Raw genomic sequence first — 16,251 nt, 5'->3', positions numbered from 1 at the left:
ACACCCGGGCTTGCCCAATGAACGAAGGAGGACAGCATGGAAGCTGTTGATATCAAGAAGGGCCTGGCCGGCGTCGTGGTGGACTACACCGCGGTTTCGAAGGTCAACCCGGACACCAATTCGCTACTGTACCGCGGCTATCCCGTCCAGGAGCTCGCCGCCAAATGCAGCTTCGAGGAAGTGGCATTCCTCTTGTGGAACGGCGAACTGCCCACCCCCGATGAGCTCTCCGCGTTCTCTGCCCGCGAGCGCGCCGGCAGAGCCCTTGATCCCGTGGTAAAGCAGATCGTCGACACAATTCCCACCAGCGCCCACCCGATGGATGTCTGCCGGACCGCGGCCTCCGTCATGGGCGCCCGGCACCCTCTGGCCGAAGACTCCTCACCCGAGGCCAACATGGCCAAGGCCGTGGATCTCTTCGCCGCCATGCCCGCCGTTGTTGCCTACGACCAGCGACGCCGGCGCGGCCAGGAAGTCGTTGAGCCCCGCGACGACCTGGGCTACTCGGAAAACTTCCTGTGGATGGCGTTCGGCGAAGACCAGGTCCCGGAAGTTGTGGACGCCTTCAACGTCTCGATGATCCTGTACGCCGAGCACTCCTTCAACGCCTCCACCTTCACCGCCCGCGTGATCACGTCCAGCCTGTCCGACCTGCACTCGGCAGTAACGGGCGCGATCGGCGCACTCAAGGGCCCGCTGCATGGCGGCGCCAACGAAGCCGTGATGCACACGTTCGACGAGATCGGCATCCGGCCCGAGGAATCACTGGACGACGCCGCCACCCGGGCCAAGGCCTGGATGAAGGACGCCCTGGCCCAGAAGAAAAAAGTCATGGGCTTCGGCCACCGCGTCTACAAGCACGGTGACTCCCGCGTGCCCACCATGAAGGCCGCGCTGGACAAGATGATCGCCCACTACGGCCGCCCCGAACTCCTGGGGCTGTACAACGGCCTCGAGCAGGCCATGGACGAGGCCAAGGCCATCAAACCGAACCTCGACTACCCGGCCGGCCCCACCTACCACCTGATGGGCTTCGACACTGCCACGTTCACTCCCCTGTTTGTGGCCAGCCGCATCACCGGGTGGACCGCCCACATCATGGAACAGGCAGCCAGCAACTCCCTGATCCGCCCGCTGAGCGAGTACAACGGACCGGAAGAACGGCACGTACCCTGATCCTCCCCACCGGCTCCCAAACCTCGCAAGCTCGGTTCGGGTCCCTCGCCGGCGTGGGCCCAACCGGGCCCTAAAACGGCGATAAGTGGACAAAAACTCAGCGGCTCGAGGAGTCCAGCACTTCGCGGACGGTTTCGTTGTCCGGATTAAGGACTATGGTGAGGCGCAGCCTGGAGCCGCCAAGGACCAGCGGCAGCCAGTGCGCTGCGTCCTGCCACATCCGGTCAACCGGCAAGGCGCCGACGTCGAACCATTCCGGCCGGATCTCGGCACTTTCGGCCGGCTGCCCGGTCCAGCGCGCGGCGACAAAGAGCCGGGTGCTCATGTTCCATTCCGGGCGGAACGGGAAATCGAAGGCCACTACACCGGCGTCGCGCAGATCCTCCTGCCGGACCACAATGCCGGCTTCCTCGTGGACTTCACGGCAGGCAGCCTCTTCATCCGTCTCCCCCGGCTCAACATGCCCGCCGAGCCCCACCACCTTGCCGCGGCCGAAGCCGGTCTTCTTCAGGCCAAGCAGGACCTGTGGCACACCGGCGGACTCACGGGTGAGGAAGCACAACGTGACAGGGGTAAACGTCATGCCCACAACCTTATAGCCTGACCCCAGACGTCAGCCCAGCGCCCGGGGGTGGGCTGCTGCGTAAATTTCCCTGAGCGTGTCAGCGGTGACCAGGGTGTAAACCTGCGTTGTGGTGACCGAGGCGTGCCCCAGCAGCTCCTGCACCACGCGGACATCCGCGCCGCCTTCGAGCAGGTGCGTCGCGAAGGAGTGCCGCAGTGTGTGCGGGGAGACATCCTTCCTGATGTTGGCTTTATCCGCGGCCGCCTTCAGGATGGTCCAGGCGCTTTGCCGGCTGATCCTTCCGCCGCGGGCGTTCAGGAACAGGGCGGGAGTCCCCTTGCCCTTCGCCGCCAGCAGCGGACGTCCGCGGACCAGGTAGGCGTCCACAGCCCTTGCCCCATAGGATCCCAGCGGCACCAGCCGTTCCTTGGATCCCTTGCCGAACAGGCGGACCACGGCGGGTCCGGCTTCGGCCTCCTGCAGGGCAATGTCATCTACGTCCAGGCCCACGGCCTCGCTGATCCGTGCCCCGGTGGAATAGAGAAATTCGAGCAGGGCGCGGTCCCTGAGCCCTGTGGCGGTGTCCTCGCCTGCGGCTTCAAGGATCCGGGTGACTTCGTCCACGCTGATGGCCTTGGGCAGCCGCTTGCCCGGCATCGGCGGGTGGACGTCGCTGGCGGGGTCCGTCGTGGTGATCCCCTCCAGGGCCCAGAACTTGTGGAGCCCCCGGACCGCCACCACGGTCCTGGCGGCAGACCTGACGCCCAGGGCTGTGCCGCCGTCGGATCCGTCGTTGAGGGCCATGACGAACCCCGTCACGTGGTGGCGGGTGATCTGGCCGGGGCTGTGGCAACCCTCCGAGGTCACGAAGCGGGAGTACCGCGCCAGGTCACGGCGGTAGGCGGAGAGTGTGTTGGCGGCCAGGCCGCGTTCCACGCCCATATGCTGCAGATACTCGGTGATGGCGCCGTCGATGGCCGTCTGTGGCCGCACGGGCGGTGCCGGAGCTTCTGCCTCAGCAGTCGGCGTCATCACCGCTGGCTGGGGTGCGCAGGCCAGGATGCATCCGCGGGACGCAGCCCCGCAAAGCCGTCAGCCTTCGCCGCGGCGGCTGCCAGGATTCCGACGACGGCGGACGGGTTGTGCAGCCTGCCTTCCAGGACCGCGGCCACGGCGTCGTCCAAAGCGATCCAGTGGAATTCAATTTCGGCTTCCTCATCGGTCCGCTCGTGGCGTTCGTGGTGAGGCACCTCAGTGAGGCCGCGGGCGAGGTAGATGCGGATGGCCTCGCTGGAGGAGCCGGGCGAATTGAAGAAGTCCACCAGGACATTCCATTCGCCGGCCGCAAGGTCCGCCTCCTCGGCGAGTTCGCGGGCAGCCCCGGCCACAAAATCCTCGCCTTCCACGTCCAGAAGGCCGGCAGGAATTTCCCACAGGTCCATACCCACGGGGTGCCGGTACTGCCTGATCAGCAGAACCTCACCAGCGTCGTTCATGGGCAGGACGGCCACGGCGCCAGGATGGTCGATGTAGTCGCGCGTCAGGGACTCCCCCGTCTCGCTCAGCTGGAAGCTGTCGCTGACCACATCCCAGATCCGGCCTTTATAGACCTTCTCCGTAGACAGAAGACGGCGCGGGCTCGGTGCATCCGAAACCTGCCATGCAGCTAGGGGGGTTTCAGGTGTGCCGGGCATCGCGCCGTCCTCTGCTTAGTCGGTTCTATTTCGCGGCAACCGTACGCAACGGCTTGGCTGCCGGCGCGTCCTGTGCGTTCTGGTGGTCCAGGGCGGCCTTAATGAGCCCGGCGAAGAGCGGGTGCGGCCGCGTGGGCCGCGAGCTCAGTTCGGGGTGCGCCTGGGTTGCCACGTAGAACGGGTGGACCTCGCGGGGCAGCTCAACGAATTCCACGAGCTTGCCGTCCGGCGACGTTCCGGAGAACACGAGGCCCTCGGCGGCGATCTGGTCGCGGTACTTGTTGTTGACCTCGTAGCGGTGCCGGTGCCGTTCGCTGACCGTGGTCTTGCCGTAGGTCTCTGCGATCACCGAGCCGTCGTCGAGCTTGGCTTCGTACAGGCCCAGGCGCATGGTGCCGCCAAGATCGCCCTTGCCGTCCACGATGTCCAGCTGCTCTTCCATGGTGGCGATCACCGGGTACTTCGAATCCGGTTCGAACTCGCTCGAGGACGCGCCTTCCAGGCCCACCACGTTGCGTGCATATTCGATCACCATGCACTGCAGGCCCAGGCACAGGCCCAGGACCGGCAGCCTGGTTTCACGGGCGTACTTCAGGGCGCCCAGCTTGCCTTCGAGGCCGCGGATGCCGAAGCCGCCGGGAACGCAGATGGCGTCCACGCCGTCCAGGGACGCCACGGCGCCTTCATGGGTTTCGCACTCATCTGACGGTACCCAGCGGATCTTGACCTTGGTGTCGTTGGCGAAGCCGCCGGCACGCAGGGCCTCGGTCACGGACAGGTAAGCGTCCGGCAGGTCGATGTACTTGCCCACCAGCGCGATTTCCACGAGGTGCTTGGGGTTGTGGACTGCTTCGAGCAGCTTGTCCCAACTGGTCCAGTCAACGTCCTTGAACGGCAGGTCCAGGGCTCGGACGATGTAGGAGTCCAGTCCCTGGGTGTGCAGGGTCTTGGGGATGTCGTAGATGCTGGGGGCATCCGGGCATCCGATGACGGCCTCGATATCGACATCGCACATGCGGCCGATCTTGGCGCGCATCGGTTCGGGTACTTCGCGGTCCGAGCGGATCACGATTGCCTCAGGCTGGATGCCGATAGAGCGCAGGGCCGCCACGGAGTGCTGCGTCGGTTTGGTCTTCAGTTCCTGGGAGGGCCCGATGTAGGGCACCAGGGAGACGTGGACGAAGAAGACGTTGCCGCGGCCGATGTCCTGGCGGACCTGGCGGGCTGACTCGAGGAAGGGCTGCGACTCGATGTCGCCGACGGTGCCGCCGATTTCGGTGATGATGACGTCCGGCGCGTTTTTGCCTTCGGCCGGAAGCCGCATCCGCCGCTTGATCTCATCGGTAATGTGCGGGATGACCTGGACGGTGTCGCCGAGGTATTCGCCGCGGCGTTCCTTGGCGATCACCGTGGAGTAGACCTGGCCGGTGGTCACGTTGGCTGAACCCTCGAGGTTTTCGTCGAGGAACCGCTCGTAGTGCCCGATGTCCAGGTCCGTCTCGGCGCCGTCGTCAGTGACGAAGACCTCGCCGTGCTGGAAGGGGTTCATCGTGCCCGGATCCACGTTCAGGTAAGGATCGAGCTTCTGCATAGTTACAGACAGGCCGCGTGCTCGCAGGAGGTGACCGAGGCTCGAAGCCGTCAGTCCCTTACCGAGCGAGGACGCCACACCACCGGTTACGAAGATGTGTTTGGTCGTCTTGGACGAGCCCGGGAACCGGGAATTTACACGGGAATTTGATCGCTGCACCACGGAATTCGAGCCTATCATCAATTGAGCCTTTCCCCGATCAGGAACTGTCTCCCCAAATGATCCAGTGTGCAGGGCAAGGCGCCCTCCGATCAAGGGGCAGCCGCGGTCAGGCCCGCTGCGGCAGCATTTTTGCGTCGTCCAGCAGCTCCTGGGCGTGCGCCTGGGCCGATTCTGAATCCTCCTGGCCGGCCAGCATCCGGGCGAGTTCCCGCACGCGCTCGGGACCGTCGAGGAGGCGAACATCACTGGACGTGAAGCCGGTGGCGGTACCGCCGTCGGACCCTCTGGCGGATGTCTTGGTGACGGTGATGTGCTGGTCCGCGAAAGCTGCCACCTGCGGCAGGTGCGTGACCACCAGGACCTGAACGTGCTGTGCCAGCATGGCCAGCCGGCGTCCGATCTCGACGGCGGCGCGCCCGCCGACGCCGGCGTCCACCTCATCGAACACAAAAGTGGGCACCGGATCCACTGCGGCCAGCACCACTTCGATGGCCAGCATCACGCGGGACAGTTCGCCGCCGGAGGCGCCCTTGCCCAGCGGACGGGCCGGGGCTCCGGAGTGCGGCTGGAGGAGGAACGTAATCTCGTCCGCTCCATGCTGTGTCAACTGACCGGCCGCGTCACGGGTGATGAGCAGGGTGGCGTCGGCCATGGCGAGTGCCTTCAGCTCCCCGCTGACCCGGGCGGACAGGTCCTTGGCAGCTTTGGCCCGGATTTTGCTGACGGCGGCTGCCTGCTTCTGCAGTTCCGCTTCGGTCCGGAGTACGTCGGCATCCAGGGCTTCGATCCTGGTGGAGTCGTCCTGCAGCTCGTCGAAACGGACCCGGGCATTTTCCGCCCACACCAGGACTTCGTCGATGCTGGGGGCATACTTGCGGACCAGGGTGGCCAGGGCGGACCGCCGGTCCTCGATCTCGGCCAGGCGTTCGGGGCCCTCCGAGTCCAGGCCGGCCTGGTAGCTGGCCAGCTCCGTAGCGATGTCGTTGAGTAGAAAGCCCACTTCGGCCAACCGCGTTGCGGCGGACCCCAGCTCGGCGTCGTGCTCGGCCACGTACTCCAGGGTTCTTTTCGCCACGTCCACGAGGGTGGTGGCATCACCTGAGTCACCGTAATCCTCCGCGATAAGCGCCTGGTGCGCCGTGTTCGCGGCAATCCTGAGCTCTTCGACGTTGGCCAGTTTCACGGCCTCGGCTTTGAGGGACTCGTCCTCCCCCGGCTGCGGATCCACGGTGCTGATTTCGGCCAGGGCAACTTCCAGCGATTCGGCCTCGCGGAGCCTGTCGCGGGCGGCGCTGCGCAGAGTTTCCAGCTCCGCCTGGCTGGCCTTCCAATGGCTGTAGAGCGACTGGTAGGAGGTCATTGGGCCCGCCAGCGCATCGCCGGCAAATTTGTCCAGCGCGCCGCGCTGTGCGGCTGCGCCTTTCAGCCTGATCTGGTCCGACTGGCCGTGGACCACCACGAGGGTTTCTCCAATCTCCGCCAGGACGCCCACCGGGGCTGCCCGCCCGCCCAGGAAGGCCCGGCTGCGCCCGTCGGCACCGAGGCGACGCGCAAGGATGAGCTCGGCGCCGCCGTCGAACTCCTCCACGTCGGCACCCGCTTCCACGGCCCGGGCAATCGCCGGATGCCCGGCGTCAAGCTTGAGGACAGCCTCCGCAGTGGCGCTCTTCGCGCCGCTCCGGACCGCCCCGGCATCGGACCGCGCCCCGAGCAGGAGGCCGACGGCGGTGACCACCATCGTTTTGCCGGCACCGGTTTCGCCGGTAACGACGCTCAGCCCGGGGCCCAGCGGCAGCGTGGCATCGGTGATGACGCCCAGATCGCGGATTCTCAGTTCTTCAAGCATGGTTCACTTTGCGGTCGCGGAATCGGTTTCGTCCTCCGGCTGGTCGCCGGAGGCAAGCTGGAGCGGCGGCATGGGCCGCGGCGTCCGGACGATCGGAATGGGTCCGGTGTGGATGGTCTCCGACTGCGGCACGGGCCCGCGCCAGCCATGGATGGGAAGTTCAAATTTGCGGACCAGCCGCGCTGAAAAGGGCGTCTGGTGCGTCCTGGCCAGCCGGACCGGCGTGGCGGACTTGGTCACTTCAATGCGGGCGCCGGGCGGCAAATCCACGGAACGCCGGCCATCACACCAGAGCACGCCCTGGGCACCGGTGCGGGTGAGGACTTCCACGGCCAGCCGGGACCGAGGCGATACCACCAGCGGTTTGGCGAAGAGCGCGTGGGCGCTGATGGGCACGATCACCAGGGCCTCCACCTCCGGCCAGACGACGGGCCCGCCGGCGGAGAACGCGTACGCGGTGGATCCTGTGGGGGTGGCCACCACCACACCGTCGCAGCCGAAGGAAGTCAGCGGACGCTCGTCCACTTCGGTCACCACTTCGATCATGCGTTCGCGGTTGCCTTTTTCGATCGCGGCCTCATTCAGGGCCCAGGTGTGCCAGATTTTCTGGCCGCGGACCCAGACCTGGACGTCGATGGTCATGCGTTCTTCCACCGTATAGTCGCGGCGGGCAATCCATTCCACCGTTTGCGCCAGGTCCGCCCGCTCGCTTTCGGCCAGGAAGCCGACGTGGCCAAGGTTGACGCCCAGCAAGGGAACGTCCACCTCGCGCACCAGCTCTGCGGCGCGCAGGATGGTGCCGTCACCGCCCAGGACCATTACCAGCTCAACGTCCGGCAACTGTACGTGGTCGTGCAGGATCTCCACCGGCTGGGTAAGTTGCCCGAAGAATCTTTCCATGTCACGAAGTTCAGACTCCTGCATGACCGGGACAATGCCGGAGTCATGCAGTTGGGCGCAGGCTTCCCAAGCGGCCTTCAGTGATTCCTCGCGGCCAGTGTGGGCAAGGACAAGTACTCGCCTGCTCATCGGGTTCCGCTTTCTAGTGGTTCGGCCAGATTCGGCCCAGCAAACCGTCAATGGCTGCGGGGCGCTCTTCGATCTTAGGCAGTTCTTGGGCCATCCTGCGCTTTATCCACAGGAAGTATTCGACGTTTCCGTCCTGGCCCGGCAGGGGGCTGGCCGCTAAGCCGCGTAAGTCCAGTCCGGCGTCGAGCGCTGCATTGGCCACTTTTTCCACGGCCATCCGGCGTTCGCGCTCGGAGGTGACCACGCCGGTGCGGCCCAGCCGGTCCTTGCCGATCTCGAACTGGGGCTTCACCATCAGCACCAGGTCACCGCCCGGCTGCGTGCACAGCGCCAGGGGCAGGACAACAAGGGTCAGCGAGATGAACGAGAGGTCGGCCACCGTGAGTTCGGCCTGTCCGCCGATGTCCGCTGGCGCCATGTACCGTACGTTGAGGCCCTCATGAACGGCTACCCGGTCATCGGCGCGGAGCTGCGCGACCAGCTGGTCATGGCCGACGTCGACCGCCACCACGTGTGCCGCACCGCGCCGCAGCAGCACCTCGGTGAAGCCGCCGGTGGAGGCCCCGGCGTCCAGGCACCTTTTGCCCGCAACCGTAATCTCCGGGAAGACGTCCAGAGCGCCCGCCAGCTTGTGCCCGGCCCGGCTGACGTAGCTGTCCGCTTCCGTGTGCTCGACCGACAGGTCCTTGCCGTCGTCGACCTGGAGTGACGCCTTGGACAGAACCTGGCCGGCCGAGCTCACCTTGCCTTCGGCAATCAGCGATGCAGCATGGGTCCGGGACCTGGCCAGGCCGCGGGCGACAAGCGCCTGGTCAAGTCGTGCCATGCTCAAGCTTCTCCTTCGCCGTTTGGGGCCTCTTCGTTCAACGCGTGCAGCAGGGCATCGTGGAGGTCGCTGTAAACAGCTTCATGCTCCGATACGGGCAACTTTTCGACGCCGCCCAGTGCGGCCACAAGGGCCGCAATGGACGGATCGGTGGTTGCCGGTGCAGCTGCGTCCGGCCATTCCGGCATTGGCTGGGCTGCTTCCGGATGATGCGCTTCGTTCAGCTCAGTCATCGGGCCAGTCTAATGATCGCGCCACTCGAGTTTGGGCTCGGTGGGCCGCGCGGCGTCAGGAACCGCAGTCCACCAGGCGGCGCAAGCGGCCCGCCACGAATCCAGGTCGCTCTCGCTGCCGCTGATCTGGACCGTGTCACCGCTGACCCGCGCGGCGGACGCCCCGCAGCGGTGTGTGCCGTCAGTCTGGTGCACGGCCGGGTAGGGACGGTGGAGGTCGCTGAGGGAATTGATGATGTAGTCCGGACGCTCGGCCGTACGTGCGGCCAGGATGCTGGCCGTGGTGTCGACGCCGGTCAGCACCGCCACCGTGGCAAACCCGGCGTTGTTGCCACCGAGAATGTCCGTGTCCAGGCGGTCCCCCACCACCAGCGGGCGGTCAGCCGCGAGCCGTTTGGCGGCGGCGTGGAACAGCGGAGCCTCCGGCTTGCCGGCAACCCTCGGAGTCAGTCCGGTAGCGGCGGCCACGGCTGCCACCAGCGTGCCGTTTCCCGGGGCCATGCCGCGAGCCTGCGGAATGGACATATCGGTGTTGGTAGCGATCCACAGGGCTCCGGCCGACACGACGAACGATGCCTCGGCCAGATCCTTCCAGCCGATCCCGGGATTGAATCCCTGGACCACGGCGACCGGATTCTCATCCTGGCTGTAGACAGGAGTGAGTCCCACCAGCTCGATTTCCTGTGCCAGAGCGGGGCTGCCGGTGATCAGCACCCGAGCGCCGGGGGCGAAGAGCGATGCCAGGAGTTCTGCCGCGGCTTGCGAGGAACTGACCACCTGCTCGTCGTCGGCGGGCGCACCCAGTTCGCGGAGATGCGCCGCCACCTGCGCCGGAGTGCGGGAAGCATTGTTGGTGACATAGCCGAGGCCAATGCCCAAACCTTCCAGTTGCCGTAGCGAGTCCACGGCGCCGGGGATGGCGTGCTGTCCGGTGTAGACCACACCGTCCAGGTCCGCCAAAAGGGCGTCGAACAGGGAAATCAGTGGAACTTCAGTCATAGCTGCTAGTTGTCCCGTCCATCAGAGTGGGCATCGCTGCCGTTGGTGCTGTCGTCTGCGTCGGTGGGCTCGGCGTCACGCTCTTCTTCATCTTGCTTGGCGTCACCGGCTTCCAGCTCGTCTGCTTCGACGGAATCCTCGTCAGACTCGGCGTCATCGGACTCGAAGAAATCCGATTCCACGTCGTCGATGGCTACATCAACACCGGCGGTCTCAACGACAGTCTTGTCCGAGGCTACCTGGGAGCGGGCAGCAGGCGTGGACGCGCTGGTCTCGGGACTTGCGGCAGCGCGCTCCAACAGGCGCCGGTGCTGTGCTTCCTCGCGGGCTTCCTCTTCCTCGTCCCAGCCCAGGTCCACGATGTCCGGTTCCTCATCGGCACCAATACCCAAGGCATTTTCAGCCACGACGGCCTGCCTCTGCCATTTTGCTGCCTCATCTTCGCGGCCGACGGCGGCCAGGGCGTTTGCGTAGGCCCGGAAGAGCCTTGGGCTGTAGGAGAACGCACGGTTGATGTCCAACTGGGCAATTTCAAGTTCCGCCACGGCAGCCTCCAACTGGCCAAGGTCAGACCGTGCCCCGGCGGCAACGATGGCCAGCTCGACTTTGCCGGGCGCGTCCAGATCGTTGGCTTCCTCGGACCGCACTACGTCGAGGGCGCGGTCAGGCCGGCCCAGTCCGCGTTCGCAGTCTGCCATCACGGGCAGATGGACGTTCGAACCACTGATGCGGCGGTAGGTCCGGAATTCGCGCAGTGCTTCGCCGTAGTGTCCTGCCGCGTAAGCGGTCAGGCCGACGGCTTCACGGACGGCAGCCAGGCGGCCACCACGCCGGCTCGCGGCGAGGGCGTGCTGGAAGGCCAGTTCGGGCTCTTCGTCGATCAGGCGTCCGGCCATTACCAGGTGTCGGGCCACCCACTCAGCGCTCTTGTCCTCAAGGGTCTTGATCTGGTGCTGGGTAGCGCGGTCGAGCTCCTTGCCTGTGACATCCTCATCGATTTCCGGCGAACGCTCGCGGTCCGGGCGGTTGGCGCTGCGAAGATCGCGCGCGTTGGGTACACGGGCCGGGCGGTCTTCGGCACGTTCCCCGCCGAACTGGCGGGGGCCGGAGTCTCCACGGTCGAAGCTGCGTGGGGCACGGTCCTGGCGGTCGCCGAACGGCTTGCGGTTGTCGCTGCCGGAGAATCCACGACGCTCACCGTCACCCTCACGACGGGGTCGATCACCGAAGGACTTGTTGTCGCGGTCGCCGTAAGGTTTACGGTCGCCGCCACCACCGAACGGTTTACGGTCGCCGCCACCACCGAACGGCTTACGCTCACCACCGCCGAAGGTACGACGTTCGCCGTCACCCTCACGGCGGGGACGGTCACCGAAGGACTTGTTGTCGCGGTCGCCGTAAGGTTTACGGTCGCCGCCACCACCGAACGGCTTACGCTCACCACCGCCGAAGGTACGACGCTCACCGTCACCCTCACGGCGGGGACGGTCACCGAAGGACTTGTTGTCGCGGTCGCCGTAAGGTTTACGGTCGCCGCCACCACCGAACGGCTTACGCTCACCACCGCCGAAGGTACGACGCTCACCGTCACCCTCACGGCGGGGACGGTCACCGAAGGACTTGTTGTCGCGGTCGCCGTAAGGTTTACGGTCGCCGCCACCACCGAACGGCTTACGGTCGCCGCCACCGCTGAACGGCTTGCGCTCCCCGCCACCGCTAAAGGGCTTACGCTCACCGGAACCAGGCGCACGCTTCGGAGACTCGGAATTACGGTCTTCCCGGGAACGGAATCCACGCGGATCGCCGCCGGAATTGTTGTTGCCGCGGAAAGGACCGCGGTCGTTACCGCCGCGGTTGCCGCCGTTGTGCTCAGCCATGGGGATTCCTCCTGTTATGAGCCGACCACTGGCGCAATCGCAGCCGCTCGTTCCGTGTTTCGTTATCCTACGCAACCCGAAATCAAGCGCTTCGAAGTCCGTACATCTCAGTCAATTCTAGGCGAGAGCCCACCGGCAGATGACATGGATCCGTTTCCAGGCCGCCGTCGTGGGAATGTTCACACTCCCAGCGGCCGCCCGCACAGTTTCTGCGGCGTTCCCTGGACGGGATTGTGGTCTTGGGTGGGTGGGTTTTGTGGGTTGGGTGGTTAATGTGGGAGAGCCCCCCAACCTGGTGGTTGGGGGGCTCTCGACCTGTAATGATGTTCCGGCGGTGACCTACTCTCCCACACCCTCCCGGGTGCAGTACCATCGGCGCTGTGGGTCTTAGCTTCCGGGTTCGGAATGGGACCGGGCGTTTCCCCCACGCTATGACCGCCGTAACCCTTCTACCCGTCACACCCGAAAAGGGGGTGTGTGGGAAATCTGGTTACAACATTGTGGTGTTGTTATTGTGTTGTGTTTTTTGTTCCCTGCAACGAACCGTCCGTGGACGGGTTTGTTGTTTGGGAACCACATAGTGGACGCAAGCAGTCTTGTTATCTTCGTACCAGTGCTTGGTGTGAACGTCTTTTGAATGCCGTTCACGCATTGGTGTGTGGTGTAAGTTATCGGCCTATTAGTACCGGTCAGCTTCACGAGTCGTTAGTCCTCGCTTCCACATCCGGCCTATCAACCCAGTGGTCTGGCTGGGGGCCTCTCACACACAAGGTGTATGGAAATCTCATCTCGAAGCGAGCTTCCCGCTTAGATGCTTTCAGCGGTTATCCCATCCGAACGTAGCTAATCAGCGGTGCACTTGGCAGTACAACTGACACACCAGAGGTTCGTCCGTCCCGGTCCTCTCGTACTAAGGACAGCCCTTCTCAAATTTCCTGCGCGCGCAGCGGATAGGGACCGAACTGTCTCACGACGTTCTAAACCCAGCTCGCGTACCGCTTTAATGGGCGAACAGCCCAACCCTTGGGACCTACTCCAGCCCCAGGATGCGACGAGCCGACATCGAGGTGCCAAACCATGCCGTCGATATGGACTCTTGGGCAAGATCAGCCTGTTATCCCCGAGGTACCTTTTATCCGTTGAGCGACGGCCATTCCACAATGTACCGCCGGATCACTAGTCCCGACTTTCGTCCCTGCTCGAGATGTCTCTCTCACAGTCAAGCTCCCTTGTGCACTTACACTCGACACCTGATTGCCAACCAGGCTGAGGGAACCTTTGGGCGCCTCCGTTACTTTTTAGGAGGCAACCGCCCCAGTTAAACTACCCATCAGGCACTGTCCCTGACCCGGATTACGGGCCGAAGTTAGATGTCCAAAGTGACCAGAGTGGTATTTCAACGATGACTCCACCCGAACTGGCGTCCGGGCTTCAACGTCTCCCACCTATCCTACACAAGCCACTCCGAACACCAATACCAAACTATAGTAAAGGTCTCGGGGTCTTTCCGTCCTGCTGCGCGTAACGAGCATCTTTACTCGTACTGCAATTTCGCCGAGTTTATGGTTGAGACAGCGGGGAAGTCGTTACTCCATTCGTGCAGGTCGGAACTTACCCGACAAGGAATTTCGCTACCTTAGGATGGTTATAGTTACCACCGCCGTTTACTGGGGCTTGAATTCTCAGCTTCGCCGTGAGGCTAACCGGTCCTCTTAACCTTCCAGCACCGGGCAGGAGTCAGTCCGTATACATCGTCTTGCGACTTCGCACGGACCTGTGTTTTTAGTAAACAGTCGCTTCCCCCTGGTCTCTGCGGCCCCGATCCCCTCCCACCAGCATGTGGTGTTCAAGGTTGGGGCCCCCCTTCTCCCGAAGTTACGGGGGCATTTTGCCGAGTTCCTTAACCATAATTCTCTCGATCGCCTTAGTATTCTCTACCTGATCACCTGTGTCGGTTTGGGGTACGGGCGGCTAAAACCTCGCGTCGATGCTTTTCTCGGCAGCATAGGATCACCAAATCCCCCCGTGAGGGGGTCCCATCAGATCTCAGGCATCATGAACAGCGGATTTGCCTACCGTTCGCCCTACATCCTTAGACCGGGACAACCATCGCCCGGCTTGGCTACCTTCCTGCGTCACACCTGTTAATACGCTTGCCTCCCAGGATCAGGTCCCGCGCTCCACCAAAACCCACATCACCCCAAAAGGGTGGGCGGGCAGGTATCGGGCGGTTAGTATCCCCTGTTCAACATGGACGGTTTTTCGCCGGTACGGGAATATCAACCCGTTGTCCATCGACTACGCCTGTCGGCCTCGCCTTAGGTCCCGACTTACCCAGGGCAGATTAGCTTGACCCTGGAACCCTTGATCATTCGGCGGACGGGTTTCTCACCCGTCTTTCGCTACTCATGCCTGCATTCTCACTCGTGTAGGCTCCACCGCTGGTTTACACCGCGACTTCACTGCCCACACGACGCTCCCCTACCACTCCAGACGCCTGAACCAACCCACAAGGGGCGGCTTAGCTAATATCTGAAATCCACAACTTCGGCGGTGTACTTGAGCCCCGCTACATTGTCGGCGCGGAATCACTTGACCAGTGAGCTATTACGCACTCTTTTAAGGATGGCTGCTTCTAAGCCAACCTCCTGGTTGTCTTCGCAACTCCACATCCTTTCCCACTTAGCACACGCTTAGGGGCCTTAGTTGGTGGTCTGGGCTGTTTCCCTCTCGACTATGAAGCTTATCCCCCACAGTCTCACTGCTGCGCTCTCACTTACCGGCATTCGGAGTTTGGCTGACGTCAGTAACCTTGTAGGGCCCATTAGCCATCCAGTAGCTCTACCTCCAGCAAGAAACACGCAACGCTGCACCTAAATGCATTTCGGGGAGAACCAGCTATCACGAAGTTTGATTGGCCTTTCACCCCTACCCACAGCTCATCCCCTCCATTTTCAACTGAAGTGGGTTCGGTCCTCCACGACGTCTTACCGTCGCTTCAACCTGGCCATGGGTAGATCACTTCGCTTCGGGTCTAGATCACGCCACTGCAACGCCCTATTCAGACTCGCTTTCGCTACGGCTTCCCCACACGGGTTAACCTCGCGACGTAACACTAACTCGCAGGCTCATTCTTCAAAAGGCACGCCGTCACACCCATACAGACAAGCTGCAGATGCTCCGACGGATTGTAAGCACACGGTTTCAGGTACTGTTTCACTCCCCTCCCGGGGTACTTTTCACCTTTCCCTCACGGTACTGGTCCGCTATCGGTCATTAGGGAGTATTTAGGCTTATCAGGTGGTCCTGACAGATTCACACGGGATTTCTCGGGCCCCGTGCTACTTGGGATACTCTCCAGGCGGCACAAAACATTTCGGTTACGGGGCTCACACCCTCTCTGGCCGGCCTTTCAAGACCGTTCACCTATGCCTGCACATCACACCTCACCAGTCCGGCAGAACTGATACGGAAAGTCCCACAACCCCGCCCATGCAACGCCCGCCGGCTATCACACATGGAACGGTTTAGCCTGATCCGCGTTCGCTCGCCACTACTAACGGAATCACTATTGTTTTCTCTTCCTGCGGGTACTGAGATGTTTCACTTCCCCGCGTTCCCTCCACACACCCTATGTGTTCAGATGCGGGTCACCAGGCAGATCGCTCCCCTGGCGGGGTTTCCCCATTCGGAGACCCTGGGATCAAAGTCCGGTTATCGACTCCCCCAGGCTTATCGCAGATTCCTACGTCCTTCTTCGGCTCCTAATGCCAAGGCATCCACCGTGTGCTCTTAAAAAACTTGACCACAAAAGATCAAAACGCTAATTTTCGAGAGAACCACGAAAACCACCCGGACACCACCACCACAACCCCAAAAGGCCACAGCAACAGACGCCCGGACAGATCCAGGTTCATATATTCTTGGAAATTGCTTCTTATAAAAGATGCTCGCGTCCACTATGTAGTTCTCAAACAACAACCCCAAACCACACACCCCACACACAACCCCAAAAGGTCAACCATGCGATCGATGCAGCCAGGAAACCAGAAACAAACAAACCCGACAAAACACACCACAACCCAAAAGGCCGCAGCACATCCCACCGGCCCTGTTGCCTCAGGACCCAACAGTGTGCCAAACACTAAACCACCCACCCCCAACCCACACCGTTCCAGGACACCCTCAAGAGGACATCCGTACTAGGCAAGGAAAGAAACAAGCAGCCGCTATCCGTTGATATTCCACCCTTG

General features: G+C 63.1%; 11 protein-coding genes and 2 rRNA genes. 1 reads left to right on the top strand and 12 read right to left on the bottom strand.

Annotated elements, in window-relative coordinates:
* Window positions 1-36: 36 nt before the first annotated feature.
* A complete protein-coding gene (locus ACQCSV_RS08330; RefSeq protein ID WP_426939463.1) occupies window positions 37-1,176 on the top strand; it encodes a bifunctional 2-methylcitrate synthase/citrate synthase in 1,140 nt (379 codons plus the stop codon).
* 97 nt (window positions 1,177-1,273) lie between these two features.
* Here ACQCSV_RS08330 and ACQCSV_RS08325 read toward each other — a convergent pair whose 3' ends face one another.
* From ACQCSV_RS08325 to ACQCSV_RS08270, 12 genes are all read right to left on the bottom strand, one after another.
* On the bottom strand, window positions 1,274-1,759 hold the full coding sequence (locus ACQCSV_RS08325; RefSeq protein WP_282330561.1) for an 8-oxo-dGTP diphosphatase: 486 nt from the start codon (window positions 1,757-1,759) through the stop codon (window positions 1,274-1,276).
* Window positions 1,760-1,789: 30 nt separating this feature from the next.
* On the bottom strand, window positions 1,790-2,773 hold the full coding sequence (xerD, locus tag ACQCSV_RS08320) for a site-specific tyrosine recombinase XerD (protein WP_354224548.1): 984 nt from the start codon (window positions 2,771-2,773) through the stop codon (window positions 1,790-1,792).
* Window positions 2,773-3,435, bottom strand: a complete 663-nt coding sequence (locus tag ACQCSV_RS08315; RefSeq protein WP_354154405.1) for an NUDIX hydrolase — start codon at window positions 3,433-3,435, stop codon at window positions 2,773-2,775. The genes xerD and ACQCSV_RS08315 overlap by 1 nt, the downstream gene beginning before the upstream one ends.
* A gap of 25 nt (window positions 3,436-3,460) precedes the next feature.
* Entirely contained in the window at window positions 3,461-5,206 is a 1,746-nt protein-coding gene (locus ACQCSV_RS08310) for a CTP synthase (protein WP_354224546.1), read from the bottom strand.
* 88 nt (window positions 5,207-5,294) lie between these two features.
* Entirely contained in the window at window positions 5,295-7,034 is a 1,740-nt protein-coding gene (recN, locus tag ACQCSV_RS08305; RefSeq protein WP_354224544.1) for a DNA repair protein RecN, read from the bottom strand.
* 3 nt (window positions 7,035-7,037) lie between these two features.
* Window positions 7,038-8,063, bottom strand: coding sequence for an NAD kinase (locus tag ACQCSV_RS08300; protein WP_354154407.1), 1,026 nt, complete (start codon window positions 8,061-8,063; stop codon window positions 7,038-7,040).
* A 13-nt stretch (window positions 8,064-8,076) separates the two neighbouring features.
* On the bottom strand, window positions 8,077-8,889 hold the full coding sequence (locus tag ACQCSV_RS08295; protein WP_354154408.1) for a TlyA family RNA methyltransferase: 813 nt from the start codon (window positions 8,887-8,889) through the stop codon (window positions 8,077-8,079).
* 2 nt (window positions 8,890-8,891) lie between these two features.
* Window positions 8,892-9,122 (bottom strand): hypothetical protein, encoded by a 231-nt coding sequence (locus ACQCSV_RS08290; protein WP_354154409.1) that lies wholly within the window; start codon window positions 9,120-9,122, stop codon window positions 8,892-8,894.
* Between the two features lie 9 nt (window positions 9,123-9,131).
* Window positions 9,132-10,121, bottom strand: a complete 990-nt coding sequence (locus ACQCSV_RS08285) for an HAD-IIA family hydrolase (protein ID WP_354154410.1) — start codon at window positions 10,119-10,121, stop codon at window positions 9,132-9,134.
* Between the two features lie 5 nt (window positions 10,122-10,126).
* Window positions 10,127-11,998 (bottom strand): hypothetical protein, encoded by a 1,872-nt coding sequence (locus ACQCSV_RS08280; protein ID WP_426939462.1) that lies wholly within the window; start codon window positions 11,996-11,998, stop codon window positions 10,127-10,129.
* Window positions 11,999-12,324: 326 nt separating this feature from the next.
* Window positions 12,325-12,441, bottom strand: a 5S ribosomal RNA gene (rrf, locus tag ACQCSV_RS08275).
* Between the two features lie 215 nt (window positions 12,442-12,656).
* Window positions 12,657-15,805: ribosomal RNA gene (locus ACQCSV_RS08270) — 23S ribosomal RNA — on the bottom strand.
* Between the last annotated feature and the right edge of the window lie 446 nt (window positions 15,806-16,251).

It is taken from the genome of Pseudarthrobacter sp. S3, from assembly GCF_050156905.1.
GTDB lineage: Bacteria > Actinomycetota > Actinomycetes > Actinomycetales > Micrococcaceae > Arthrobacter.
Note: the sequence above shows the minus strand (reverse complement) of the source record. Positions and strands in the feature narration are given on the sequence as shown.